Here is a 23,616-nt window from a genome sequence, read left to right as displayed (position 1 = left end):
ATCTTTAGCAAATAAGTTGGGTATTTTTTTGGATTACTTGATATGCATTCAAACCAGGACAAGGCATACTAGCAGCTAAATTGTCATTTATAAAATCATTGACAGGTATGAGAGCCCTTGCTTTTACTATGGTATAATCAGCAAAACTACCATCATATCTTAAATCACAATGATAAGCGTATCTAGATAGAAGTTTTATTCTTGTATCTTTGGTTTTGATTGCAATTCCTACACCATCAACACCAGATATAATATTATTGTTCTTTTTTACTTTCCAATCTACTGGATTGAGAGATGCTGCTGTATTTTTGATAAGCACCTCATCATCTTGTAAATCTCTTAATTGTTTTTCTATTGGATCTAATTCATCTCCCCTAAAGGCAAAACCGCAAATCTTGCTTGGTATTTTCATTGTATTTATCCTTATGATTCTATTGTTTTGTAAAATATAACTTCGCTTTGTCTATCACTTAGGCTTTTTAGATACTCTATATCGATAGACTGATTTTCTATATGTAAATCAAGCTTTTCTTGATTTTCCCACTCTTCTATAAATAGGATTCTCCCATTGTTGTCTTCATTTAGCGTATAAGATATACAACCATCATCTTTTTTGCTTTTTAAGACAAGGCTTGAAGCAATCTCCAAAAATTTTTCTTTACATTCTTGTTTTGGATAACAAATAGCAATTAACTTTATACTCATAGCACAATCCTTATTGCATATCTTTAAACACATTGTTTAGATGAAGTTTGTAATCTTGTATGTATTTTTCTACTTGTGGATTTTTGATAACATCATTGCATATAAAGGTAGGTAATGGCTGCATTCCTAAAAACTGATGAGCTTTATGCAGGTGCAAATACACGCCATCTACGCCAACACCCTCAAAAAATTGATCTTTTTCTACAAATGCCTCTAATGGTGCATTCCAAGTAAGAGAAAACATATATTTTTTGTCTTGTGATAGACCACCACTGCCATATTTTTTGCTTTCATCATTTCTTGATCGCCCATCACTTGTATAGAGCTTACCGTGCCCCATAGTAAAAACCTCATCAATATATTTCTTTACTATCCAAGGCTCACCCATCCACCAACCAGGCATTTGATAAATAACGACATCAGAATCTAGAATCTTTTGTAATTCTTCTTCTATTTGATAGCCTTTATCTATATGTGTTTCGCGTATGTCAAATCCCAAACTACATAAAGTTTCTTTAGCTACATTATGCAAAGTCTCATTTAATCTACCAGCAGAATGCCCAAAACTCTTGCCACCATTTAATAAAAGTATATGTTTCATTTTCGCTCCTTTGTTTGAAAAGTATTGTATTTGTCTTAAATTTGTATGAGAATTTTAGTTTATATGATTTATAATGTCAATACGATATATAAAGTAGGATACTATCCAAAAGTAAAGTGTAAGTAATAAGGAAGTTATGATGCAAAATACAAAAAATTCAAACTGCAACTACCAAGAATGTGGATTTAACTATACTTTGAATGTGATTTCAGGCAAATATAAATTGAGTGTGCTTTATTGCCTTTATAAAGACAATATCGTGCGTTATAATGAGCTTAATAGAATCCTAGCTCCAATATCGTTTAAAACTCTAACAAATGTCTTGCGTGAGTTAGAAAGCGATGAGCTAATCATACGCAAAGAATATCCACAGATTCCGCCGAAAGTAGAATACAGCTTATCAAAAAAAGGACAAAGTTTTATTCCTATTTTACAAGCAATGTGTAATTGGGGTGAGGAATATAAACGCTATACAAAGAAATAAGAAGTTTAAGGTTTGCCTGATAAGAAAAAAGTTAGTCTTTGGTTTGTAAATAAAAGAATTAAGAAAATTTATTGTGAGATAAGAATTATCAAAAGTAGTGGCCGGGAGAGAGGGATTCGAACCCCCGGAGGTGTGACCCTCAACGGTTTTCAAGACCGCCGCTTTCGACCACTCAGCCATCTCCCGAAAAAAGTGTGAGCTTTTAGAGAAGCTAGAATTTTAAATGAAATCATAAATTGGAGGCGACACCCAGATTCGAACTGGGGAATCAAGGCTTTGCAGGCCCATGCCTTACCGCTTGGCTATGTCGCCACCATTTTGATTGTTACTACCATAGTGGTGCCCGGGGCCGGACTTGAACCGGCACGGACGCAATGTCCGAGGGATTTTAAGTCCCTTGTGTCTACCATTTCACCACCCGGGCTAATTATTATCAAATTCATTACTTTTATGATTTAAAAATGGAGCGGGAGACGGGGATCGAACCCGCGGCCCCAACCTTGGCAAGGTTATGCTCTACCACTGAGCTACTCCCGCACAAAAGCAAGGGTAAAATTATAGCAATGCTTTTAAAAAAAATCAATAGTTTTTTGCAAAAAAATTAAAAATAATGCTAGAATCTTTAAAACTTTTTGATTTTAAAGGGTGGAGAATGCAAATTAGGGTGGCTTTATTGAAGGTGTTTGTTGGCGTAATATTAGCATTTACTAGTGGTTTTGGAATGCAGGGTGAGGATATTTCTTACAAGATTTATGACTTTGAGGAAGGAAAATTGTATCTTGCGCAAAATGCACAGGGGATTTTGTTTGCTGGGGTAAAGAATGAAAAGTTTCAAGGCTGTGAAATATCGCCCAATAAGGTTTTGAAAAATGGTGAGCTAAAGTGTGGAGAAAAGGTTTTCGTGATTAAAAATGGTGAGATTCAAAATAAGATAGCACTTCAAGATTCTTTTAATCTTAAAAGCCAAGAGGTTGTTTATCGCTATTCTAAGGATAGTTTAAGTCAAGTGAGTGCCTTGGTGCTATGCTCTAGTGATTTAGAAGTTCAAAATCTTTTAGAATTAATGTATGAAAAAGACTTTAATTGTGCAAATGTTAAGGAGACTTTTTTGCCTTCTTTAGAAGTATCAATGCAAGAATATTTAAAAAATATTGAGGGAATGGAAGCATCGGCTTATCTTAAAAAATTTCCTTTAGAAGAAATGGTTAAAGATAGACTTTATTATTTTGATGATGAGATTTTGGTGCTTGAGAGAACGAGCTATCTCTATACAGGTGGTGCTCATGGGAATCACGGAAAATGGGGCGTAATAATTTCAAGAAAGGAGGGAATTGTCCCACTTAATGAAATGATTGATTTAAATAATTTGGAATTAAAAAAGCTACTTTGGACAGAATACCAAAAATATCTTACAGAAATTGACAATGTAGCGCAAGATTATGTTGATTTTGAAAATTTTAAAGTTTCTGACGCGATTTTGATTGATTATGATGGTGTAGTTTTTATTTACCAGCCCTATGAAGTTATGCCTTATGTTTATGGGATTGTGGAGCTTAAGCTACCCTTAGAATCAATTGAGAAATTTGGCAATTTTAGTCATTCTGCCTTAGGATATTTATTTGCAAAATAAGCTTTAATGTGGTTTTTCTTTATAGGAGTGTATAATTTTGTTCTTTAATTTTAGGAGAGTAGATTTGAAAAAAGTAATCTTAGTAGTGATGATTTTAGGTATTGGATTGTTTTTTAGTGCTTGTGAAAAACCAAAAGAGACTTTGGAAACCACTCAAAAGCAAGAAATTTTAGATAATTTAGGCATTTTAATGAATAATGGCGAAAAGCTTATTGTTAATCAAAAAAATACGCAAGATAAGACGCAAAATTTTAAAAATATTGAACCTAAAAAAGTAAATGTTTTGCGGGATTTGCTTGTTACTACTAATAAAAAGAATATAAAAATGTTATTTTTCTTTACGACTTGGTGTGAGCCTTGCATTGCTATTTTGGCGCATTTAGAGAATTTGCAAAAGCAATTTGGCGAAGAAATTAGCATTTATGGAATCGCAATTGATGATTTAGTGGGAGAAGTGGAGAATTTGCAACAAAGCATTGAAGTTTTTATCCAAGAAAATCAATACTCATTGCCTTTGGCTTATGGAGAAAATAGAGATAAGCTTTTTGAAGCATTAGAAGGAATTGAGGGAATCCCTTTGATTGTTTTGTATGATGAAAAAGGGGAGTATATTATTCATTATTTAGGGGCGATTCCAGAAGAAATGATGGAATTTGATTTATCACAAAGTGTAGCAAAGATGAGGGCAAAATAATGTTTGATATTCTCAAAAAAACTTTACAAAAAACAGCGCAAAGTATTAGGGAAATACTTCCAAAAGCCAATAAAAAGCTCACCAAAGAAGAACTAGAGGAAGTGCTAATTGCAACAGATATGGATTATGATTTAATTGAGTTAATCCTTTCTCCACTAGGAGATGAGATTAGCAAAAATGAGCTTGAAGTTGCATTGCTTAGGCTTTTTAGGGGAGAGAGTTATTATGATAAAGTGCAAGTTAAACAAGTAGAAGCTAAGCCTTGTGTGGATTTGATTGTTGGGGTAAATGGAGCGGGTAAAACCACCACAATTGCAAAGTTGGCTAATCGTTACAAAAAGCAAGGAAAAAGTGTTATTTTGGGCGCAGGAGATACTTTTAGAGCAGCGGCTATTGAGCAGCTAACGCTTTGGGGGAATCGCCTTGGTCTCCCAGTAGTTGCTTCTAAACAAGGACACGATCCATCAGCAGTAGCTTTTGATACGATTACTTCAGCGGTGGCAAAAGGAATAGATTGTGTGATTATTGATACGGCAGGGAGATTGCATAATCAAAGTAATTTGCAAAATGAATTGCAAAAAATTTTGCGAATCTGCAACAAAGCAAAAGAGGGTGCGCCTCATAGAAAAATTTTGATTTTAGATGGCACACAGGGTACTTCTAGCCTAGATCAAGCAAAGGTTTTTAGTCAAACTTTGGGTGGTGTTGATGGAGTGATTATCACCAAGCTTGATGGGACAAGTAAGGGTGGGGCTATTTTTAGCATTATTCATACTTTGCGTGTGCCAATTCTTTATATTGGAGTGGGAGAGGGTGCAGAAGATTTGATTGAGTTTGATGAGGCTAAATACATTCAGACAATCTTGGATTCTATTTTTGATTCTTAAGGGGCTAGATGGCTAAGAAAAAGGCGCAAATCTTTGAATGTCAGCATTGTGGATTTCAAAGTTCTAAATGGCTTGGAAAATGCTCTAATTGCGGCGCTTGGGAGAGTTTTTTAGAATTAAAAGAAGAGCATATAGAAGCCTTTAATCCCCTAAATCAAACTTCAAAAGTTACACCTATTACAGAGGTTAAAGAAGAAGAATTTATCCGTTTTAGTTCTGGAGAGAGTGAGCTTGATATTGTGCTTGGTGGCGGGATTGTGCTTGGGGGAATGTATCTTGTAGGCGGAAGTCCTGGAGTTGGAAAATCAACTTTATTGCTTAAGATTTCTAGTAATCTTGCCAAAATGGGTAAAAATGTCCTTTATGTAAGTGGCGAGGAGAGTAGCTCACAAATCGCTTTGCGTGCGGAGCGATTAGAAGCAATGAATCCAAATTTATATCTTTTAAATGCAATTCAATTAGAAGAAATTATTGCATCTATTAAAAGTAAAGAGCGCAATTATACAATGCTAGTCATTGATAGTATTCAGACACTTTATAGTGAGAAAATTGCTTCAAGTCCTGGAAGTGTTTCGCAAGTGCGTGAGGTTACTTTTGAATTAATGCGATTGGCTAAGGAATGGGGAATCTGTGTTTTTATTATCGGTCATATCACCAAAGAAGGATCAATTGCTGGTCCTAGAATCTTAGAGCATATGGTAGATTGCGTGTTGTATTTTGAAGGAGATTCTAGTCGTGAATTAAGATTCTTAAGGGGTTTTAAGAATCGTTTTGGAAATACTAGTGAAGTTGGGATTTTTGAGATGAGAAGTAATGGGCTTGTGGGGGCTAAAGAAGCATCAAGAATATTTTTTTCCCAAAAGACTTCAAGTCCAGGAAGTGCCTTAAGCGTGGTTTTGGAAGGAAGTAGGGCGCTAGTTTTAGAAGTTCAAGCCTTAGTGAGTGATTGTGCTTATGGTATGCCAAAACGATCTAGCACAGGTTTTGATACAAATCGTTTAAATATGATTTTAGCTCTATTGGAGAGAAAGCTTGAGATTCCGCTTAACCGCTATGATGTTTTCATTAATGTAACAGGCGGAATTAAAATTTTGGAAACAGCAGCGGATTTAGCCATTGTTGCAGCGATTCTTTCAAGCTTTCGTAATCGCGTGTTATCACCACAAAGTGTATTTATTGGTGAGGTGAGTTTGGTAGGAGATATTAGAGAAGTTTCTAATGTAGAACAAAGACTTAAAGAAGCGTTATCTTTAGGGATTGATAAGGCAATTCTGCCTAAAAAACCTTCGCAAAACCTAGGCATTAAATGCTTTGAGGTCCAAGAGGTTACAAAGATTATTGATTGGATGTGATTTGTAAAACTTTTAGGTTATTAGGTTTTACATAAGTTGTTCGATTCTATCTTTTTTAGGAGCTATTTCTGTGATTTGGATTCCAAAGTTTCCATCTACAATCACAACTTCTCCTTTAGCAATCACCTTATCATCTACCAAGACTTCCAAAGGATCATTGGCAAGTTGGTTTAATTCCACAACACTTCCAATATCCATAGCAATAACATCTTTTAAAAGCATTTTTTTCTGTCCGATTCGCACCTTGACTTGCAAACGCACATCAAGCAACATTGCCATATTTTTCATTTCTGCATTGTTGAATTCTAAGGCGGTGTCATCTTGATGACTTGTATTTTGGGGTGAAGGTTGGGGTGATTCCTGGGAGGTTTCTTGGGGATTTTCTTTGAAAAGATTCTCAAAAGTTTCTGAAAAAGCCAAAAATAAAGAATCTTGGATATCACCTAAGTTAAAAGAAAAAGTATAAAAACTTGCAAAATGATCGATTTCTAAATCAGAGGTTTCGCTGATAAATTGAATATTTTTGAGATTAAAGCTAAGCTTTGGCAATTCTTTTTGTGCGCCAAGAGAAGTAGAAACTGCGCCAAAAATATTAGACACAATCTCTTTGGTTGCATCTAAATCATCATCATCCATTGTTTCTTTTGCGCTTCCTTCTCCACCTAACATCATATCAGCAAGGGCAGTCGCGACTTTTGGAGAAATAAAAAAAGCAAGTTTAGCACCATTGTCTGCTTCAATATCCACTCTAGCCATAGGAGCTTCAATGGCAGATTTGTCATTATCTTTTTCTTGCAAATAGCTAACATCTGGGGCTTGACCTAATAAACCTTCAATAGTGGAGATACTTTCTTGTGTGATGAGGTTTAAAAAATTATTAAGCATATTTTCTCCTATTCATCTTCAATTTCATTCGCTCTTGATTTTCGTTGTGATTCAAGCATTTCTAAGATTTCTTTGACTTGATCTTTTTCGGTTTTAATCATTTCTTTGATTTCAATGGTTTTGCGGTATCGGTGTAGCCCAATACCAGCTAGGAATTTTTCCCTACCATCTACATTAATAATCACGGTGTCATCAGCAGGTCGATCAAGTCGCATAATATCGCCTACTTCCAAATCCAAAACTTCCCTTAGTGTGAGTTTGGTTTCACCAAGGATAGCAGCAACATTGACTTTGGCTCCACCCAAAAGGGCTTGAAGCTCTTTATTGCGAGATTTTTTAGAGCTAGTTTCACTAAGCATAATATCACGACTAGCAAGGCGAGAAAGGACGGATTCTAGAGAAATAACAGGGTAGCAAAGATTCATCATTCCACTACTATGTCCTATGATAATCTCCATAACTACCATGATGACAATTTCATTTTGTGCAACAATTTGCACAACATTGGGACTTGATTCTTTAACATCTACATTGGGGAAAATCTCTGTAATAGGCGCCCATGCTTCTTTTAGGTTTTGCATCATTTGACGCAAAATAGTATCTAATAAATTAAGCTCAATATCGCTAAATTCGCGCGTTGATTCATAAGGATCGCCTTTACCCCCTAAAAGCCTATCAATCATAGGAAATGCAATGCTTGGGTTAATTTCTAAAACACCAGTTCCATCAAGGGGTTTCATAGAAAAGACATTAAAGCTTGTTGGACTTGGCAAACTCATTAGAAATTCTCCATAAGTCATTTGATCCACGCTATGGAGTTGAATCTCAACAATGGAGCGCATAATAGCTGAAATTTGACTAGAGAGAGAACGCGCCATTTTATCGTGAATCCCCCTAAAAGCCCTTAATTGTTCCTTGCTAACGCGATTGGGACGCTTGAAGTCATAGAGAGTGATTTGTCTTTGATGAATGGTGGCTGGTTTTTCAAAGGTTTCGGGTTCTGCTCCCCCATCATCCACGACTTCTAATAGCGCGTCAATTTCTTCTTGACTTAATATATCAGCCATCTATCCCCCTTTCTTCAAGGTATGCTCTGATTTTACGAATCACAGCCTTGTGGATTTGTGAAATCCTTGATTCGCTAATTTCTAAAATTTCTGAAATTTCTTTAAAGTTTAATTCTTCATAATAGTAAAGCTGTATTACAAGTTGTTCATTTTGCGATGCAGATTCCAAGATATTTTGAATAATTTCAACTAGTTCTTGCTTTTCTATTTTATTAAAAGTTTTATCTTCTTGTATTGCACTTAATTCTTCATCTAGTGGCAAGATTCCATAGATTTCACTAGCATTTCTTGCTTCTTTGATTTTTTCAATATCTTCATTTAAAATCTTGCTAAGATAGGCATTATCTGGTTCTTCTTGGTGTTCGTTATAGTATTTTGCAATTTCTTTATCAATGCTTTTTACGAGTGTTCTTGTTTGGCGACTCATACAATCAAGCCCCCTTAAATAATCAAGCATAGCGCCATAAACTCTTGATTTTGCATAACCCCAAAAAGAATCATTAAGGTTTTGATCGTATTTGCGTGCAAGTTTGATAAGTTCTTCTGTGCCTATGGACACTAAATCAGAAAATTCTACACTTGCAGGTAATCTTTCTTTAAGCCTTGCTGCAAGTGCTTTGAGAGCAGGTAAATAGGCTAATGCTAGATTATCTTGATTTTGTTTGATGATATTTTCATATCCCCTAGAAGTTTTCAACATTAGCTTTTTCTTTCTTTGATTTGCTAGTTTGAGCGACTTTGTCCTCTTGCTCTTCTTCGTGCATAGTTTTTTCCATAGCGCGTAAGAAACCTCGAATTTTGTTTGCAACTTTTTCGCGTTTGTCAAATTCTTGAATATATTCTTCTAATGTTGCATTATAAGAAGCGCGTCTATCGCTTGTTTCTTGATCATTGATAAAATGCACAAAAAGAGAAACACTTACTAAAGTGATTAAATAAAATCCTATGGTTGAAATAAGCGTCCAAGCAACAATCATTTCTGGTTCATCAAACTTCAAAAAGGATAATAAAAGTCCGATAAAAAATCCATTTACAATCGCAAAACTTAAAAAATTATCCATTTTTAATGCCATAAATTCATCCTTAAAATTTTAAAAATGTCCTAAAATTTTTTTGAGAAATTTCCCAAACTTTTTATCTTCCTGCACTAGCACATTTTGTTCCAATTTTGCTGCTAAGGATCTTGCAATTTTTTCAATTTCCATTGAAGCGTTGCAGTTTGGCTCCTCTTTGACAAAAAGAGCGCGATTTTTGCTGTAGCGACTAATGAGTGGTGTTTTAGTAAGTTTTCCGAGGTATTCTAAACGAATATTTTCAATATTATTTTGTGCAATTTTTTGGATTTTGTTAAAGATCATTTCGGCTTCTTCTTGATTTTTTGTCATATTAATGAGCATAAAGATTCTATCTTTGAAAGTAGCAGTAAGTTTGATAGTGGCATATGCATCAGTGATAGCTGCTGGATCTGGGATTGTAATCACAATGGAATCATCACTATTTTTTAAAAAAGTTTGGGTGTATTCTCCAATTCCTGCTCCTGTGTCAATTAAGATAAAATCCAAAGAATCTAAAAAGCTAGAATCTTCAATGAGTGCTTCAAACATAAATTCGCTCTTGTAGCGAAAAATATCTGTGCCTGAATCACCTGGAATTAAATAAAGATTGTGTTCAATAGGGATAATAATGTCTTTTAGTTTAACTTGATTTTTTAGCACATGCAAGAGATTCTTTTCGCATCGGACTCCAAAGAGAATATCTAAGTTTGCAAGTCCAATATCTGCATCAAAAATCCCAACTTTAAAGCCAAGTTGCCAAAGTTTATAAGCAAGATTTGCGCTAAAGGTAGATTTTCCAACTCCACCTTTTCCGCTTGTAATGGTGATAAATTTGGTATTAGTTTTTTTTGTTGTGTCAAGGAGAAGTTCTAAATTTGCAGCTTGATTTTTCATTATCGAATTAATCCATCTAACAAGCAATCAATTAAAAAATCGCTAGTAGCGACCATTAAATCATTGGGCACTTCTTGTCCGATTGAAAAATAACTAGTTGCTTTTTTTGTATCATAAATAAGAGAGAAAATATTTCCATAGCTGTGAGTTTCATCTAGTTTAGTAAAAATAAGCGTGTCAATCCCTAGTGTAGAAAAGGTGTGATAAATATCTTTTAAATCCTCATATTTTGTGGTTGCACTCATTACAAGACTTACATCAATTTTGGTGTTAGGATCAGCATTGACAAAACTTTTAAGAGATTCAAGTTTGGCTCTATCGTGCTGGGAGCTTCCGACCGTGTCAATTAAGATATAATCGCAATATTTAAGCGAATCAAGTGCGCCAACAAATTCTTCTGTATCCACAACAGTGTCAATGCTTAGTTTCATTTTCTTAGCATAAAACATAAGTTGATCTACTGCACCAATCCTGTAAGTATCAAGGGTGATGATTCCTACTTTGTAGTTTTTATTAAGCATTCTAGAATAGCGCGCAGCAAGTTTGGCTAAAGTCGTGGTTTTACCCACCCCAGTTGGACCTACAAGCATCATAATGTTTTTGACATTATTATTTAGATTTTCTGTTCTTGCATAGACCATTTTTCTCAAAACTTCACGGAAATAACGCTTAATTAGCACAGAATTTTCGCGCATTTTAATAGGCATTAACTCCAAAGTAAGCTGCATAATTTTTTCTAAATGCTCCTTTGCCATTCCGCTTGCTTTGGCAATACGATAGATTTCTGCAAATTCGTGAGGGATAATCAAGCCTTCTTTTTTAGGTCCCCTTTCTTCCCAAAACATATTTTGTATAAGTTTGATTTTATCATTAAGTTTATCAATTTCACTGCGAATAATTCTTAAATTTGATAGATCTTGGATTTCTTCTTGTTTCTTTACTTTAGCGGTTTCTTTGGGTTTTTGGGGAGTGGAATCATCTTTAATTTGGGGTGATGGTAACTCTTTTGGATAAGTGGATTTTGGCGGAATCTTAGTATTAACTCCAGCGATTTGAGAGATTTGGCGCACCGCATCAGAGAGTTGCAAGGAAACATCTTCGGGTAGATTCTGCAGACTTTGGGCGGCGCGTTTTCTTTCTAACTCTTTTTGGGCAATGAGCTCTAGACGCTCTGCGATATTGTTGTTTCTAATAGGAAGTGGCTGCTCTTTTTTAGTTTGCTCTTGCTTGGTTTTGAGCTGTTTTAAATCTTCTTCGCTAATGGCAACAGAGATTTCATAGTTACCATCGGCAAGTTTTTTTTGTGAGATGATGGAAAATTCATCGCCGAGTTCTTTCTTGGCTTCCGCTAAAGCAAGGGCAGAAGTTTCAGCATTATAAGTAAATAATTTCATAAAAATCCTTTAAGAGGGATAGTTACACTTGGTCTATTTGCCCATTCTTTGTGTGGAATACACAAATGTTTGAAGCGAATAGTTTTGTTTTTGAATCCTAAAATATCAAGATCTAGAGTCCTTGGCGCATTTTTAAATTCTCTTTTTCTTTTTCGCCCAAAAATTCTTTCCAAGTAAAAACAAAAACTAAAAAAATCAGCACAACAAAGTTGTGTTTTAATCCAAACTATACCATTATAAAAATCAGCTTGTTGGGTGTATCCAAAGGCTGGATTTTTTAAAAAAGGTGAATAAGCAATTATAGCATTTTTCTTTTTGAGCCTTAAAAAAAGTTTCCAAAAAATTGTCAAAGAATCTCCTTGATTGCTACCTATACCTAAAAGTGTGTAAGATTTTAGCTTTGAATTATTTTTAAACAAATCATAAGGGCTTGGTGGGCGTATGAATCGAGATTTTGGGATTTTTCTTGTAAGAGAAAAGGCATTGTTTTTGGGGAAGTGTTTAGGGGTGTAGAGCAAAAAGTCTTTTTTGAGTGAAGTAATTTTGTAAGATTTGCTTCCAAAATAAGAATTCAAGCAAGGTTTATTCTCCAAGAATTCTTGCTCCATTGCTTTCTATCACCACTAAATCTTCGATTCTAACGCCATATTTATTGGGAATATAAATGCCAGGTTCAATAGAAAAAACCATTCCCTCTTCAATGCGAGTTTTGGAGCGTGCTGAAATAATGGGAAGTTCGTGAATGTCTAAGCCTATGCCGTGACCTGTAGAATGCACAAAATATTTACCATAACCCGCTTTTTCAATAACATTGCGCGCTAGAGCATCAATTTCACAAGCTAACATTCCAGCTTTGGCGTGTTTGATAGCATTTTCTTGTGCTTTTAAAACAATATCATAGATTTTTTGTAGTGTTGAATCTTTGAAATGTTGCTCTTTTTTGAAGTTAAAGCCGTTTTTGCCAAAATACCCTGTCCTTGTCCTATCTGAGCAATACCTTTGGTATTTTATTCCTGCATCAAAAAGCAACAAATCGCCTTTTAAGAGCTGATCATTAGAGGGCAGAGCATGTGGCTTTGCGGCATTTGCATTGATTCCAACAATAGGATTAAAGCTTAAATCATATTTGCCTTTTTTGGTTAAAAAGGCTTGGGATTTAAAATGCAAAAAAGCCTCATTTTTGTCTTTAGCATTTTTAGAAATCCACGCTGCAAACTTGTCAAAGGCTTTAATATTTAGCTTTTGAGAATGCTCAATAAGTGCAATTTCTTCTTTGGTTTTACAGATTCGTTTTTCTTGATGGAAATTTGGCTTGGGCACAAAGTTGATTTTTAAACCACTGGTGAGTTTCTCGTAAAAATAGAGTGAAAATTCTTGTGGATTAAAAATAAAAGTAGCCTTTTCATATTTTTTTAAAATATTTTTTGCAGTGCGTATGAGATCGTGGCTAATTAGAATTTCAATCTCATATTGAGTGCTTTTAATATGCTCTTTTGCCTCTGTCTCATAACGACCATCGGTAATGAAATATCCTTTTTGACCAATGGCTAAAAAAATGGCATTATCACAACTATAGTGTGTTTCAAAATAAAGGGCATTTTCATCTCTGATAATGAAATTTTCCATATTTTATAAACTTAGACTATGAATTTGTGGCTTGAGCTTGTTGTTCTCTAGCTTGTTTGATAGCTTGAATCTCATTAAGAATCTGTGAAAGCCCCTGCAATGCTAAATGATAGCCCATAGGACCAAACCCTGCGACAACTCCTGCGCAAACTCCTGCGGTTATACTTTTGTGGCGAAAATCTTCTCTTGCATGGATATTGCTGATATGCACTTCAATAGTTGGGAGATTAACCGCGCTAATAGCATCACGAATAGCAATAGAAGTGTGAGAATAAGCAGCTGGATTGATGACAATGCCATCGTATTGTCCGAGTGCTTCTTGGATTTTATCGACAATTTCTCCTTCAAAATTACTTTGAAAAAAATCCACTTCTAAGCCAATTTGTTCAGCGTGGTTTTGAATATTTTGGTGAATTGTTTCAAGTTTTGCAGGTCCATAGATTCTAGGATCTCTAATACCTAACATATTAAGATTTGGACCTTGGATAACAATCACTTTCATAAAAACTCCTTGAAATAAATTAGGTGGATTATAGCAAAAAAATATATAAAGCTTATTAAAGCTAAAGATTTTAGTGGATTTGAGTTTTTGCAATTTGATTATGAAGTGCAGTGGTGTGATTTTGATTTTTTGCTTTATTTGAATTCTTTTTCCCTTACTTTTTTGTATTTTTTTTAATATAATGTTTAAAATTTTTCTTTACAAATTTTAAGGAAAAGCATGAAAATAGCTCTTATTAGCGATTCTCTTTTATTGGGTAAAACTTTGGAAATGTATTTAAAAGATTATTTGACAAGCTGCAAGGCGTGTGATTTTGTAGTTGCTACTCAGCCTATTGATTCTCAAAAGCCCGTTTTTTTGATTGGTGAATATGAAAATGCTAACTTAAATAAGCCTTTTACCAAGGAGGTTTTATTGGAGAGATTGCGGATATTTTATGAATCAATTAAGAATGAAAAAAAAATCAAAGAGGAATATAAGGGAGAGAGTGAGGAAGAGATTAAACAAACCAATGTGGAGAGTGTGAATTGGAATGAAGTGTTAAGTGATGTAGAGTTTTACAAGCAAGAGAAAAAAGATGATGTTTTGCATGAGAAGATTCGTGATGTTTTGGAGCGATATGCAAGAGAGATTGAGGGCATTATTTTAGAGCATTGGAAGGATAAAGATGCAAACAGACAATTTTAAAAAAGCAACTCTAAAGGTTATTGGCGGAGTTTTTAAAGGCAGGAATCTTCAAATGGCTCCTTTGGAAATCACTCGTTCTTCTAAAGCAATCTTAAAAGAGTCGTTTTTTAATACATTAAATTATGATGTAGTAGGAGCTAATTTTGTAGAGTTTTTTGCAGGGAGTGGAAGTGTTGGCATTGAAGCGTTAAGCAGGGGAGCTAAAAGTGCTATATTTTTTGAGCAAAATAGAGAATCTTATGAAGTTTTAAAAAGCAATATTCAAAAGGTCTGTAAAGATTGTGATTGTCAAGTTATTTTTGGCGATACTTTTGAAAATTACAAAGAAACACTAAAGGGAATTAAGGATTTTAGTATTGGCTATTTTGATCCACCTTTTGATATGCGCGAGGGAATGGGGGGAATTTATGAAAAATGCTTTAAGGTGGTTAAGAGTTTGGATTCTAATGTTTTTGGCATTGTGGTATTAGAGCATATTTCTAGCCTTAAAATCCCTCAAAAACTAGGTGATTTTGAATGTGTAAAAACAAGAAAGTTTGGCAAAAGTGCTTTAAGTTATTTTGTAAAAGGATAAGAATGCAGTATTACGGAAAAAATTATAAAAGTCTTGCAAAGGCGATTTATAAAGAAGATTTAAAAGATATTTTAGAAAATGAAGAGTGGATTTGTGTGGATATCCGAATGCCAGAGGATTTTAGAAGAGGGCATTTAAGGGGTGCTAGAAATATTACAACCAAAGAAGAATTGCAAGAAGTTTTAAATCAAGATAAAAAGATTCTAATTAATTGCTATTTGGGGCATTCTGCATCTTTACTTGGAACTGATTTGGTAGAAGCAGGGTATTTAAATATCTATTATTTAGATGAGGCAGTGGCAAATTGCCTCTAAAGTGGGCAAAATCACCAAAGGATTCCTTGGAAGCAGAGGGTTAGTAAATATCCCCCAAAGATTAAGATGAGAAAGAGCAAAAAGGCTAAACCAAAGGCTTTACCACCTAATTTGATAAATTTTTTAAAATCAATTTGAAGCCCTAAAGCAGCCATAGCATAAACAATACAAAGTGTGCAAAGGAATCGACCGCTTTCAACAATAGATTGAATGCTAAAGACATTTAAAATAAGTGTGTCTTTATGGGCGCTTAAAAAAGTATTAAGCACAATAACCCCTAAAAACATAAAAGCAAAATAAGGAATGTCAATTCTCTTGCTAGTTTTTTGGGCGGTGCTTTGCGCATTGTTATCCCTAGCGATAAAATAAGCAACAATCAATAAAAAAGGCACGAGTAAAATCACGCGCATCATTTTAATGATGACTGCAAGATTAGCAGCACTTTGAGTGAAGATTCCATTTGTCATCTCTTTTGCCATTTCAGCAGCACCAGCAACATTGGCAACTTCATGCAAAGTGGCTCCCATAAAAAGCCCCATTCCATCGCTATCTAATAAGGGTATGATTCCAGTGCTAAAGGCAATGGGGTATAAAAACATCGCAATCAAGCCAAAAATTACCACGCTACCAACGGCAACAACGCCTTTAAAAGAATCGGATTTTAGGCTTGATTCAAGAGCTAAAACTGCAGCAGCACCGCAAATAGCGCTTCCAGCACCCACAAGCATAGAAGTTTCCCTATCAAGCTTAAAGATTTTTGTCCCTGCAAATAAGGCAATTAAAAAAATACTTACAATCACAATAAAAGCAATCAAAAATCCGTAAAAACCGATGCTGTATAGCTCACTAAAAGTAATATTAAATCCATAAAGCACGATTCCTAGTCGCAAAAGTTTTTTAGCGCTAAAATGCACACCTGCTTGGAGTGTGTGTTGGAATCTAAAAAACCAAGGTGAGAGGGCTGCTCCAATGATAATTGCAAAAGCAGTAGCAGCTAAATGGGTGGTGTCTTGAATAGCTTGGATTCCAGAGAGATAAAAGGCAAAGGCAACAATTAAGCTAACTAATAAAAGTCCTTTGAAATTTGAAGAAATCATTTGAAATAAATGTTTATTTCTTAACATTTCCAACCCCTATTTGAGAATTTTTGTGGGATTATAGCACCAAATGTATCATAATAAAAATATATTAATTTAATTAAAAATATGGAATACTTAACAACAAAAATAAAATGGCTTTTATATCGGATTCTAAGATTTTTTAAATAAAAAAGGGGTGAAATTGAAAATTAGAGATTTGGAGATTTTCTTAGATTTATTGCATACCAAAAGTCCGACTTTAACCGCACAAAATTTTAAAATTACACAGCCAAATGTTTCGGTGCTTATTAGAAATATAGAAAAAATGCTTGGAATCACTCTTTTTGAGAGATTGGGGAAAAGGCTTGTCCCTACAACAAGAGCTTTATATCTTGGGAGTTTGTGGGTGGAAGTAGTGCAGAGTTATTATTCGAGCTTGGAAGCTTTGGGAGAAGAGGGTGTTTTGATAGGAGAAATTAATCTTGTAGCCACACACACTATAGGGGAGTATTTTTTGCCTAGAATCTTATTTGATTTTGCAAAGGTATATCCAAAAGTCAAGGTTAATTTAAAGATTTATAACACTCAAGAATGCTTAAATCTCTTAAAAAATGGTAGCGTAGAATTGGCATTAGTGGAGGGTGAAATTGGGCTAGAATATGCACAAAGTGAGGGGTTAATTCGTGAAGTTTTGTGTGAAGATCGTTTGATTGTAGCAAGTAATGATTTTATTTTGGCTTCAAAACCGCGTTATATTGATGAATTATTAGATAAAAAGTGGATTTTTAGGGAATATGGTTCGGGATTAAGGGATAGCTTTTTAAATGCTTTGGGAGAATTAAAAAAAGAAGTTCCAATTTTTTTAGAATTAGATAGGACAACGGCTATTAAAGATTTGGTGGTAAATAAAGGAGCTATTGCGGTTTTTTCTGAAGTAGCTATAGAGCAAGAGCTGAAAAATGGCATTTTATTTTCTATTGAAATTGTTAATCTTAATTTAGAGAGACATTTTTATAGTTTGAAGCGAAAAAGTCATCCTATCAATACTATTTTAATGCGTTTTGAAGAGTTTATTAATGAAAGCTTGCAAAACAAATATTAAAATTTAGAGAGATTGGACATAGACTTTAAATTTATCACCCCTTTCTTTATAAGAGCTAAATTGATCTAAACTTGCTGCAGCAGGTGAAAGCATTGCGATGCTTTGTTGTGTGTGGTGTTTGTGGATTTCTTGCACCGCAGTTTCTAGGGTATGGCAAGGAAAACAAGGGATATGGTGATCTTTAGCCAAAAGAGTTATTTTTTGGGTATTTGATCCGATGGCATAAAGGGTGATTTGACATTTTTCTATCAATTTAAAAAGTGGCGTTAAATCTGCACCTTTGTCATCTCCTCCCAGAATCAAATGGAGTGCTTTATTTTGATAGCGTTTGATAGCCTCCATTGTGGCATCAAGATTAGTGCCTTTGCTATCATCAACCCAAAGGCGATTTTGGCTATCAAAAAATTCTTCAATTTTATGAGCGCCGATTTTAAAACTATTAAGCAAATCATAATCCACCTCATTAAAGAGAATCCGTGTAGCACTAAGAGCAAGAATGGCATCGAGTAAAAAGGGTTCTTTAAAGGTAATTTTGTTTAGATCTAGGAAGAACTGCTTTGCTAAAGATTGAGAATCAGAGTAGAAAAAAAGTTTAGCTAGGGTTTTTTGACAAAAAGAATGAGACTGCAAAGATTGGGGGATGATGGCTATTTCTTTGTCTTTCATCGACAAAAGAGGTTTGAGTTTGTCTGCGATATAAGATTCATAATTGCCATGCCAGCTAATGTGATCTTGGGTTATGGGTAAAAGTAGGTATAGATTGGGTCTAGCTATATTGGTGTAATGGATTGTAAAAGAGCTAGTTTCTAAAATCCAAAGGGGAGCTTTTGGGTTAAGATTAGCTAAGGGAGTGCCAATATTTCCGCCACTAAGAGCACCTTTGTTTTGGAGGAGGTGGGTTAGCATTTGCGTGGTAGTGGTTTTTCCATTGGTTCCACTAATCCACACGCTAAAGGGCATTGTGGAGGCAAAAAAATCATATTCACTAATGGGTTGGCTAAGCTTTATCATCGGATTTTGTGGAGGGATACCTGGGCTTGTGATAATTTGTGCGTTAGGGTATTTTTCTAAATAATCTTTTAGTTGGTTTGAGGGCAAAAGCGTGTTGCCTTTAGAATCTTTAGAGACTTCCTTAAAGTTATCATCAAAAATGTAGCAAGGGCTAAATTTATCAGCAATTGCTTGATTGGTTTTGCCATATCCGAGTAAAAAAAGCATTCATATCCTTTAGCGAAGTTTGAGGGTTAAAAGTGCGATGAGGTTACTCATTAGAGCTACAATCCAAAACCGCACGATAATTTTACTCTCTTTTAAGCCCTTTTCTTCAAAATGGTGGTGGAGTGGTGCCATTAAAAAGAGCTTTTTGCCCCTTGTTTTGTAGCTACCAATTTGCAAGAGCACGGATAGGGCTTCAACAACAAAGATAAATCCTATCACAAAAAGTAAAATTTCATTTTTTGAAATAATTGCCATATAAGCAATGAATCCACCGATAGCAAGACTTCCACTATCGCCCATAAAAACTTGTGCAGGGTGGCAGTTATACCACAAAAATCCAATAAGAGCACCAATGAGTGCTGCAGAGAGAATCACAACTTCTCCACTCTCTTGAATCTTAGGATACAAAAGATAAGCACTAAGCCCTGAATGACCTGCAACATAAACAAAAACTCCTAAAGAAACAAGCGCATAAATGGAGGGAATTGCCACTAATCCATCTAAGCCATCAGTGAGATTGACTGCGTTGCTAGTAGCAACAAAAACTAGCACCCAAAATAAAAGGCTTAATATCCCCCAATCCCAAATGGGATTTTTTAAAAAAGGGAGATAAAGGTGGCTATTCATTCCATAAAAATAAAGCCCCAATGCGATAAAAAGTCCGCTTAATCCTTGTAATGCAAACTTTGTCCGTGCGCTCATTCCTGCATTTTTCTTTTGCATTACTTTGGAGAAATCATCATAAATACCAATGCTAGAAAATAAAATAAGACTTAAGATTCCAAGAATCACATAAGAATTATTGAGTTTAGCACAAAGCAAGGCTGCAATTAAGGTAGAAAAAATAAAAACGATTCCGCCCATTGTTGGAATATTGACTTTTTGTTGGTGGTTTTTGGGTGCAAATTGTGAGATGGGCTGATTAGCCTTTTTGCTACTTGCCCATAAAATATAATAGGGCATTAAAAAAATAGTCATCAAAAATGCAACAAAAAAGGCAATGGCAGCGCGAAATGTGATATATTGAAACAGGTTAATGTTTAGAAATTCATAAAAATAATACAACATTCATCAAACTTCAATTAAAAATTATAAAAAAATTGGATAGGATTCTATCTAAATAAACTTTAAAAAGAATGGAATGAATTATGAAAACAATTTTGGTTATTACAGATGGGATTGGTTATAGTAAGCAAGAGAAGTTTAATGCATTTTTTGAGGCTAAGAAGCCTAATTATGATCGCTTATTTAAGGAAGTTCCTTATGGAATGATAAAAACTTATGGGCTTTCTGTGGGATTGCCAGAGGGGCAAATGGGAAACTCTGAAGTGGGGCATATGTGTATGGGAAGTGGGAGAATCTTGTATCAAGATTTGGTGAAAATTAACCAAGCTATTCAAGAGGGTCGCCTTTTAGGCAATCCTGCTTTGGAAGTTTTAAAGGAATGTAAGCGGATTCATTTAGTGGGATTAATGAGTGATGGTGGAGTGCATTCGCATTTAGAGCATATTCTTACCCTAGCTGAAGGATTGCAAGAGAGATTTGAGATTTTGTTGCATCTAATCACAGATGGGCGGGATGTCTTGCCACAAACTGCTTTGAAATTTTTAGAAGAAGTGGAGCGTAGAATCCAAAATAAAAATATTAAAATCGCTTCCATTAGTGGTCGATTCTATGCTATGGATAGGGATAATCGCTGGGAGCGTGTGGAAGAGGCGTATAATGTGATTGTTTGTGCGGAGAATCTGCAAACCATATCGCCTAAGCAATACATTCAAGAACACTATAATCAAGGAGTTTTTGATGAATTTATCAAGCCTGCTAGTTTTGATGCAAGTGGAATCAAAAAGGGAGATGGCTTGATATTTGTGAATTTCAGAAGCGATAGAGCAAGGGAGATTGTCAGTGCGCTTGGAAATGAAGAATTTAGCGGATTTGAGCGTAAAAAATGGATACCAATCCCGCTTGTAACTATGACGCCTTATGATAAAAACTTTAATTTTCCTATTTTATTCCCCAAAGAAAGCATTCCAAACACTCTTGCCGAAGTGATTTCAAACCATAATTTAAGACAATTTCACACAGCTGAAACCGAAAAATACGCTCATGTAACTTTCTTTTTCAATGGTGGGATAGAAGAACCATATCCTAATGAAACGAGAGTTTTAGTCCCTTCTCCTAAGGTAAAGACTTATGATCAAAAGCCTGAAATGAGTGCTAGAGAAGTTGGCGATATGGTATTAAAGGCGATGGAAGAGGATTATGATTTTATTGTGGTGAATTTTGCAAATGGTGATATGGTGGGACACACAGGGGTTTTTGAAGCGGCAGTTAGGGCGGTTGAAGCAGTGGATAGAGAGATCGGTAGAATCTATGAAAAATCCAAAGAGAAAGATTATGCCTTTGTGATGACAAGTGATCATGGGAATTGTGAAGAAATGCAAAATGATAAGGGTGAGATTCTAACAAACCATACCATAGGAGAAGTTTGGTGTTTTGTCTCTGCTCCAAGTGTAAAAGAAGTCAAAAATGGCGGATTAAATAATATCGCCCCAAGTGTTTTGAGGCTTATGGAGCTAGAGATACCACAAGAAATGGATGAAGCGTTGTTTTAGGGATTGTTGGGTAGATTTTGGAAAGCAAAAAAGTTGAAGGAGATAATCCAAAAAATGGATAGAAAAATTTATCTTTGTAGTTTTGCAGATACAAGACTTGGGATTTCTGCTTGTAGATTTAAGCAACAGGCAGAAATATGAAAAAACTGCCTTAGATAATATTTATAGGAGAATCATTTGCAGGTATGATTTCTCCAATAATTTGAGCTGAATCTATTCCTTCGTTTTTTAATTCATTTAGCAAACTTTGAGCTTGATTATAAGGGGTGGCAAAGACTAATCCACCAGAAGTTTGCGCATCAAAAAGTAAAATTTCCAATCCCAAATACAAAGAATCCAAAGGAAGTGCAAAATGGCAATAAGGATTGATTGCCTTTTGATTAGAGTGGCTACCTCCGGGAATAATTCCCATTTTGGCAAATTCTATGGCTTCTTGTAAAAGTGGAATTTGGTTTGAATAAAGCTTAATCGAGATTTTGGGATTTGTCATCTCATATAAATGCCCCAAAAGCCCATAACCTGTAATATCTGTGCAGGCATGAATGGTGTATTTAGAAGCTATTTTAGTGGCTTTTTGGTTAAGTGTTGCCATAATTTGAGAGATTTTTAGCTCCACTTTAGAATCAAGCATATCTGCCTTAAGCGCTGTTGTTAAAATCCCCATTCCAATGGGTTTGGTAAGGATTAAGCAATCCCCAATTTGTCCTGTGTTGTTGCGCCATATTTTTTGTGGATGAATGATTCCTGTTACGCTTAACCCATACTTTTGCTCCTTGTCTCCTATCGTATGTCCGCCAAGTAGCACACCTCCAGCTTCTTTGATTTTGGATAATCCACCCTCAAGCACTTCGCTAATCATTTGTGAATCAAGGTGGCAACTATCCCACATTAGTAGATTTAGCGCAGTTTTCACCTCTCCACCCATAGCATAAATATCGCTAAGTGAATTTGCCGCTGCAATCTGCCCATAAGTATAGGGATCATTGACAAGTGGTGTGATAAAATCCGCACTCTGCACAAGCGCAAGTTCATCGCTAATTTTATAGATTCCGGCATCTTCGTTTCCGCTAAAACCCACAAGGATATTTGAATCCTTGTTATTTTTGAGATTGCAAGAGAGATGTGAAAGGTCTTCCAGACCCACTTTTGCAGCTCAACCAGCAGACTGAACGAAATGTGTAATTTTAATATCGTCTTTGATTTTAAGTTCTCCAAATTTTTTGCCATTTTAGCAATTTTTAGCTTATTTTTATAATAAAATATTGTTTTTAAATAAAGGTTTGAGTATGGAAGTTTTGACACTGGACTTTTGGAGTATAGGTGGATTGCTTGCAGTGGGGCTTTTAGCAGGGATTCTAGCAGGGCTTTTTGGAATTGGCGGTGGGGCGATTATTGTTCCAATGATGATTTTACTTGGAAATGATATTAAAATTGCCATTGGAATCTCCATTATGCAAATGATTTTTTCTTCTGTTTATGGCTCTTATGTGAATTATAAAAAGAAAAATTTAGATTTTAGAGATGGTGTTTATGTGGGGATTGGTGGGCTTATAGGGGCGTCTTTTAGTGGGCTAGTTATTTCTAGTGTGTCCTCTGGTATTCTAGAAATTATATTTAGCCTTTTTATTGTTTATAGTATTGTGCGATTTTTCTTTACTAACGCTTATGGTGGCGAACGTAAAGTGGGCGAAGGTTGGAAGTCAATTTTGTTTTTAATGGGTTGTGGGTGTGTGGTTGGAGTTTTCGCAATTTCGCTAGGAATTGGCGGAGGAATGATGTTAGCACCGCTTTTGGCGTATTACCTTGGATATAACTCAAAGCAAATTGTCCCTATTTCGCTATTTTTTGTGATTTTCTCATCAGTATCAGGATTTACTTCTTTAGCATTGCATGGCTATGTGGATTATATCCAAGGCTGTATTGTCGGTATTGCTTCTTTGGTTGGGGTTAGGATTGGGATTTGGACTTTAAGTAAAGTGGATTCTAAGAAACACAAATACGCGCTTTTGGCGATGTATTTGTTTGTTTTAGCTATTATGTTTGATAAAATGCTATTTGGGTGATAGAGGGTTACTTTCTCTCCCCCTTCAACTTCCTAATTTCAAACCACAACTTAACATATCCACCCTTATACCAAGTTTTACTTGCTTTTATAAAAGCTTCTCCTAGTTTATAAGTAAGACATTCTTTTTCTTTTAAAGATTCTTTGTAATCAGGATAAGATTCTAAATTAGGGAGTTTAAGATTAGGA

At 35.1% G+C, this 23,616-nt stretch carries 27 protein-coding genes, 4 tRNA genes and 1 pseudogene; 11 read left to right on the top strand and 21 right to left on the bottom strand.

Annotated elements, in window-relative coordinates:
* Positions 1 to 4 precede the first annotated feature (4 nt).
* From CCY98_RS04030 to CCY98_RS04020, 3 genes are read right to left on the bottom strand one after another with little or no spacing between them, the layout of a single operon-like run.
* Positions 5 to 412: a hypothetical protein gene (locus CCY98_RS04030; RefSeq protein ID WP_112057310.1), complete on the bottom strand. Its 408-nt coding sequence runs from the start codon at positions 410 to 412 to the stop codon at positions 5 to 7.
* An 11-nt stretch (positions 413 to 423) separates the two neighbouring features.
* Positions 424 to 705, bottom strand: coding sequence for a putative quinol monooxygenase (locus tag CCY98_RS04025; RefSeq protein ID WP_181566542.1), 282 nt, complete (start codon positions 703 to 705; stop codon positions 424 to 426).
* A 10-nt stretch (positions 706 to 715) separates the two neighbouring features.
* Positions 716 to 1,306 (bottom strand): NAD(P)H-dependent oxidoreductase, encoded by a 591-nt coding sequence (locus CCY98_RS04020; RefSeq protein ID WP_112057308.1) that lies wholly within the window; start codon positions 1,304 to 1,306, stop codon positions 716 to 718.
* Positions 1,307 to 1,445: 139 nt separating this feature from the next.
* Between CCY98_RS04020 and CCY98_RS04015 the strand changes: the two genes are divergently transcribed.
* Entirely contained in the window at positions 1,446 to 1,790 is a 345-nt protein-coding gene (locus CCY98_RS04015; RefSeq protein ID WP_112057307.1) for a helix-turn-helix domain-containing protein, read from the top strand.
* A gap of 98 nt (positions 1,791 to 1,888) precedes the next feature.
* Here the strand turns inward: CCY98_RS04015 and CCY98_RS04010 are convergent.
* From CCY98_RS04010 to CCY98_RS03995, 4 genes are all read right to left on the bottom strand, one after another.
* Positions 1,889 to 1,976, bottom strand: a tRNA-Ser gene (locus CCY98_RS04010).
* A gap of 51 nt (positions 1,977 to 2,027) precedes the next feature.
* Positions 2,028 to 2,102: transfer RNA gene (locus CCY98_RS04005), tRNA-Cys, on the bottom strand.
* A gap of 25 nt (positions 2,103 to 2,127) precedes the next feature.
* A tRNA-Leu gene (locus tag CCY98_RS04000) sits at positions 2,128 to 2,214 on the bottom strand.
* A 38-nt stretch (positions 2,215 to 2,252) separates the two neighbouring features.
* Positions 2,253 to 2,327 (bottom strand) — tRNA-Gly (locus CCY98_RS03995).
* Between the two features lie 115 nt (positions 2,328 to 2,442).
* Between CCY98_RS03995 and CCY98_RS03990 the strand changes: the two genes are divergently transcribed.
* The 4 genes from CCY98_RS03990 (at position 2,443) to radA (ending at position 6,353) form a co-directional block, all read left to right on the top strand.
* Positions 2,443 to 3,420, top strand: coding sequence for a DUF3298 and DUF4163 domain-containing protein (locus CCY98_RS03990; protein ID WP_112057306.1), 978 nt, complete (start codon positions 2,443 to 2,445; stop codon positions 3,418 to 3,420).
* A 64-nt stretch (positions 3,421 to 3,484) separates the two neighbouring features.
* Positions 3,485 to 4,114: a TlpA disulfide reductase family protein gene (locus CCY98_RS03985; RefSeq protein ID WP_242099736.1), complete on the top strand. Its 630-nt coding sequence runs from the start codon at positions 3,485 to 3,487 to the stop codon at positions 4,112 to 4,114.
* Complete coding sequence (ftsY, locus tag CCY98_RS03980; RefSeq protein WP_112057305.1) at positions 4,114 to 5,001, top strand: signal recognition particle-docking protein FtsY; 888 nt, start codon at positions 4,114 to 4,116, stop codon at positions 4,999 to 5,001. Before CCY98_RS03985 ends, ftsY begins: the two co-directional genes overlap by 1 nt.
* An 8-nt stretch (positions 5,002 to 5,009) precedes the next feature.
* On the top strand, positions 5,010 to 6,353 hold the full coding sequence (gene radA / locus CCY98_RS03975; RefSeq protein ID WP_112057304.1) for a DNA repair protein RadA: 1,344 nt from the start codon (positions 5,010 to 5,012) through the stop codon (positions 6,351 to 6,353).
* 27 nt (positions 6,354 to 6,380) lie between these two features.
* Here radA and fliY read toward each other — a convergent pair whose 3' ends face one another.
* Genes fliY through aroQ form a run of 9 tightly spaced genes read right to left on the bottom strand, consistent with a single transcriptional unit; the run spans position 6,381 to position 13,776 of the window.
* Positions 6,381 to 7,238 (bottom strand): flagellar motor switch protein FliY, encoded by an 858-nt coding sequence (gene fliY / locus CCY98_RS03970; protein WP_112057303.1) that lies wholly within the window; start codon positions 7,236 to 7,238, stop codon positions 6,381 to 6,383.
* Positions 7,239 to 7,246: 8 nt separating this feature from the next.
* On the bottom strand, positions 7,247 to 8,305 hold the full coding sequence (fliM, locus tag CCY98_RS03965; RefSeq protein ID WP_112057302.1) for a flagellar motor switch protein FliM: 1,059 nt from the start codon (positions 8,303 to 8,305) through the stop codon (positions 7,247 to 7,249).
* Complete coding sequence (locus CCY98_RS03960) at positions 8,298 to 9,005, bottom strand: RNA polymerase sigma factor FliA (RefSeq protein ID WP_112057301.1); 708 nt, start codon at positions 9,003 to 9,005, stop codon at positions 8,298 to 8,300. The genes fliM and CCY98_RS03960 overlap by 8 nt, the downstream gene beginning before the upstream one ends.
* Positions 8,989 to 9,378 carry a hypothetical protein gene (locus tag CCY98_RS03955; protein WP_112057300.1) on the bottom strand — a complete coding sequence of 130 codons (390 nt, stop codon included), beginning with the start codon at positions 9,376 to 9,378 and terminating at the stop codon, positions 8,989 to 8,991. Before CCY98_RS03955 ends, CCY98_RS03960 begins: the two co-directional genes overlap by 17 nt.
* A gap of 18 nt (positions 9,379 to 9,396) precedes the next feature.
* On the bottom strand, positions 9,397 to 10,254 hold the full coding sequence (locus CCY98_RS03950; protein WP_112057299.1) for a P-loop NTPase: 858 nt from the start codon (positions 10,252 to 10,254) through the stop codon (positions 9,397 to 9,399).
* Positions 10,254 to 11,648: a flagellar biosynthesis protein FlhF gene (gene flhF / locus CCY98_RS03945; RefSeq protein WP_112057298.1), complete on the bottom strand. Its 1,395-nt coding sequence runs from the start codon at positions 11,646 to 11,648 to the stop codon at positions 10,254 to 10,256. The genes CCY98_RS03950 and flhF overlap by 1 nt, the downstream gene beginning before the upstream one ends.
* Complete coding sequence (gene folK, locus CCY98_RS03940) at positions 11,645 to 12,256, bottom strand: 2-amino-4-hydroxy-6-hydroxymethyldihydropteridine diphosphokinase (protein ID WP_112057297.1); 612 nt, start codon at positions 12,254 to 12,256, stop codon at positions 11,645 to 11,647. The genes flhF and folK overlap by 4 nt, the downstream gene beginning before the upstream one ends.
* A complete protein-coding gene (locus CCY98_RS03935; RefSeq protein WP_112057296.1) occupies positions 12,231 to 13,274 on the bottom strand; it encodes a M24 family metallopeptidase in 1,044 nt (347 codons plus the stop codon). Before CCY98_RS03935 ends, folK begins: the two co-directional genes overlap by 26 nt.
* Positions 13,275 to 13,290: 16 nt before the next feature.
* A complete protein-coding gene (gene aroQ / locus CCY98_RS03930; protein ID WP_112057295.1) occupies positions 13,291 to 13,776 on the bottom strand; it encodes a type II 3-dehydroquinate dehydratase in 486 nt (161 codons plus the stop codon).
* Between the two features lie 219 nt (positions 13,777 to 13,995).
* Between aroQ and CCY98_RS03925 the strand changes: the two genes are divergently transcribed.
* Genes CCY98_RS03925 through CCY98_RS03915 form a run of 3 tightly spaced genes read left to right on the top strand, consistent with a single transcriptional unit; the run spans position 13,996 to position 15,351 of the window.
* The gene (locus CCY98_RS03925; protein WP_112057294.1) at positions 13,996 to 14,463 is read left to right on the top strand and encodes a hypothetical protein; all 468 of its coding nucleotides are present in this window, start codon (positions 13,996 to 13,998) and stop codon (positions 14,461 to 14,463) included.
* Positions 14,444 to 15,037, top strand: a complete 594-nt coding sequence (gene rsmD, locus CCY98_RS03920) for a 16S rRNA (guanine(966)-N(2))-methyltransferase RsmD (protein ID WP_112057293.1) — start codon at positions 14,444 to 14,446, stop codon at positions 15,035 to 15,037. Before CCY98_RS03925 ends, rsmD begins: the two co-directional genes overlap by 20 nt.
* A gap of 2 nt (positions 15,038 to 15,039) precedes the next feature.
* Positions 15,040 to 15,351: a rhodanese-like domain-containing protein gene (locus tag CCY98_RS03915; protein ID WP_112057292.1), complete on the top strand. Its 312-nt coding sequence runs from the start codon at positions 15,040 to 15,042 to the stop codon at positions 15,349 to 15,351.
* Positions 15,352 to 15,362: 11 nt separating this feature from the next.
* On the opposite strand, the gene CCY98_RS03910 is transcribed toward CCY98_RS03915, so the two are convergent.
* Positions 15,363 to 16,475: a YeiH family protein gene (locus tag CCY98_RS03910; protein WP_112057291.1), complete on the bottom strand. Its 1,113-nt coding sequence runs from the start codon at positions 16,473 to 16,475 to the stop codon at positions 15,363 to 15,365.
* 157 nt (positions 16,476 to 16,632) lie between these two features.
* Here CCY98_RS03910 and CCY98_RS03905 point away from each other — a divergent pair, with 157 nt between their 5' ends.
* Complete coding sequence (locus tag CCY98_RS03905; RefSeq protein WP_112057290.1) at positions 16,633 to 17,532, top strand: LysR substrate-binding domain-containing protein; 900 nt, start codon at positions 16,633 to 16,635, stop codon at positions 17,530 to 17,532.
* A 3-nt stretch (positions 17,533 to 17,535) separates the two neighbouring features.
* On the opposite strand, the gene murD is transcribed toward CCY98_RS03905, so the two are convergent.
* Together murD and mraY are read right to left on the bottom strand one after the other, a co-directional pair.
* Positions 17,536 to 18,750 (bottom strand): UDP-N-acetylmuramoyl-L-alanine--D-glutamate ligase, encoded by a 1,215-nt coding sequence (gene murD, locus CCY98_RS03900; RefSeq protein WP_112057289.1) that lies wholly within the window; start codon positions 18,748 to 18,750, stop codon positions 17,536 to 17,538.
* A 9-nt stretch (positions 18,751 to 18,759) separates the two neighbouring features.
* Positions 18,760 to 19,818 carry a phospho-N-acetylmuramoyl-pentapeptide-transferase gene (gene mraY / locus CCY98_RS03895; protein WP_112057288.1) on the bottom strand — a complete coding sequence of 353 codons (1,059 nt, stop codon included), beginning with the start codon at positions 19,816 to 19,818 and terminating at the stop codon, positions 18,760 to 18,762.
* 80 nt (positions 19,819 to 19,898) lie between these two features.
* Here mraY and gpmI point away from each other — a divergent pair, with 80 nt between their 5' ends.
* On the top strand, positions 19,899 to 21,365 hold the full coding sequence (gene gpmI / locus CCY98_RS03890) for a 2,3-bisphosphoglycerate-independent phosphoglycerate mutase (protein WP_112057287.1): 1,467 nt from the start codon (positions 19,899 to 19,901) through the stop codon (positions 21,363 to 21,365).
* Between the two features lie 151 nt (positions 21,366 to 21,516).
* Here the strand turns inward: gpmI and selD are convergent, their stop codons facing one another.
* Entirely contained in the window at positions 21,517 to 22,509 is a 993-nt protein-coding gene (gene selD / locus CCY98_RS03885) for a selenide, water dikinase SelD (RefSeq protein WP_250607486.1), read from the bottom strand.
* Positions 22,510 to 22,651: 142 nt separating this feature from the next.
* On the opposite strand from selD, the gene CCY98_RS03880 reads away from it, so the two are divergent.
* A complete protein-coding gene (locus CCY98_RS03880; protein WP_112057285.1) occupies positions 22,652 to 23,428 on the top strand; it encodes a sulfite exporter TauE/SafE family protein in 777 nt (258 codons plus the stop codon).
* A 7-nt stretch (positions 23,429 to 23,435) separates the two neighbouring features.
* Here CCY98_RS03880 and CCY98_RS03875 read toward each other — a convergent pair.
* Positions 23,436 to 23,616 (bottom strand): annotated as a pseudogene (locus CCY98_RS03875) (hypothetical protein); the annotation flags it as partial.

This window comes from Helicobacter sp. 11-8110 (assembly GCF_003288905.1).
In the GTDB taxonomy this organism is placed as follows: domain Bacteria; phylum Campylobacterota; class Campylobacteria; order Campylobacterales; family Helicobacteraceae; genus Helicobacter_D; species Helicobacter_D colisuis.
This window is presented reverse-complemented; position numbering and strand designations above follow the sequence as displayed.

Coding starts and splice junctions, on each gene's coding strand:
- CCY98_RS04030 (WP_112057310.1), bottom strand. CDS start 412: ATGAAAATACCAAGCAAGATTTGCGGTTTTGCCTTTAGGGGAGATGAA.
- CCY98_RS04025 (WP_181566542.1), bottom strand. CDS start 705: ATGAGTATAAAGTTAATTGCTATTTGTTATCCAAAACAAGAATGTAAA.
- CCY98_RS04020 (WP_112057308.1), bottom strand. CDS start 1,306: ATGAAACATATACTTTTATTAAATGGTGGCAAGAGTTTTGGGCATTCT.
- CCY98_RS04015 (WP_112057307.1), top strand. CDS start 1,446: ATGCAAAATACAAAAAATTCAAACTGCAACTACCAAGAATGTGGATTT.
- CCY98_RS03990 (WP_112057306.1), top strand. CDS start 2,443: ATGCAAATTAGGGTGGCTTTATTGAAGGTGTTTGTTGGCGTAATATTA.
- ftsY (WP_112057305.1), top strand. CDS start 4,114: ATGTTTGATATTCTCAAAAAAACTTTACAAAAAACAGCGCAAAGTATT.
- radA (WP_112057304.1), top strand. CDS start 5,010: ATGGCTAAGAAAAAGGCGCAAATCTTTGAATGTCAGCATTGTGGATTT.
- fliY (WP_112057303.1), bottom strand. CDS start 7,238: ATGCTTAATAATTTTTTAAACCTCATCACACAAGAAAGTATCTCCACT.
- fliM (WP_112057302.1), bottom strand. CDS start 8,305: ATGGCTGATATATTAAGTCAAGAAGAAATTGACGCGCTATTAGAAGTC.
- CCY98_RS03960 (WP_112057301.1), bottom strand. CDS start 9,005: ATGTTGAAAACTTCTAGGGGATATGAAAATATCATCAAACAAAATCAA.
- CCY98_RS03955 (WP_112057300.1), bottom strand. CDS start 9,378: ATGGCATTAAAAATGGATAATTTTTTAAGTTTTGCGATTGTAAATGGA.
- CCY98_RS03950 (WP_112057299.1), bottom strand. CDS start 10,254: ATGAAAAATCAAGCTGCAAATTTAGAACTTCTCCTTGACACAACAAAA.
- flhF (WP_112057298.1), bottom strand. CDS start 11,648: ATGAAATTATTTACTTATAATGCTGAAACTTCTGCCCTTGCTTTAGCG.
- folK (WP_112057297.1), bottom strand. CDS start 12,256: ATGGAGCAAGAATTCTTGGAGAATAAACCTTGCTTGAATTCTTATTTT.
- CCY98_RS03935 (WP_112057296.1), bottom strand. CDS start 13,274: ATGGAAAATTTCATTATCAGAGATGAAAATGCCCTTTATTTTGAAACA.
- aroQ (WP_112057295.1), bottom strand. CDS start 13,776: ATGAAAGTGATTGTTATCCAAGGTCCAAATCTTAATATGTTAGGTATT.
- CCY98_RS03925 (WP_112057294.1), top strand. CDS start 13,996: ATGAAAATAGCTCTTATTAGCGATTCTCTTTTATTGGGTAAAACTTTG.
- rsmD (WP_112057293.1), top strand. CDS start 14,444: ATGCAAACAGACAATTTTAAAAAAGCAACTCTAAAGGTTATTGGCGGA.
- CCY98_RS03915 (WP_112057292.1), top strand. CDS start 15,040: ATGCAGTATTACGGAAAAAATTATAAAAGTCTTGCAAAGGCGATTTAT.
- CCY98_RS03910 (WP_112057291.1), bottom strand. CDS start 16,475: ATGTTAAGAAATAAACATTTATTTCAAATGATTTCTTCAAATTTCAAA.
- murD (WP_112057289.1), bottom strand. CDS start 18,750: ATGCTTTTTTTACTCGGATATGGCAAAACCAATCAAGCAATTGCTGAT.
- mraY (WP_112057288.1), bottom strand. CDS start 19,818: ATGTTGTATTATTTTTATGAATTTCTAAACATTAACCTGTTTCAATAT.
- gpmI (WP_112057287.1), top strand. CDS start 19,899: ATGAAAACAATTTTGGTTATTACAGATGGGATTGGTTATAGTAAGCAA.
- CCY98_RS03880 (WP_112057285.1), top strand. CDS start 22,652: ATGGAAGTTTTGACACTGGACTTTTGGAGTATAGGTGGATTGCTTGCA.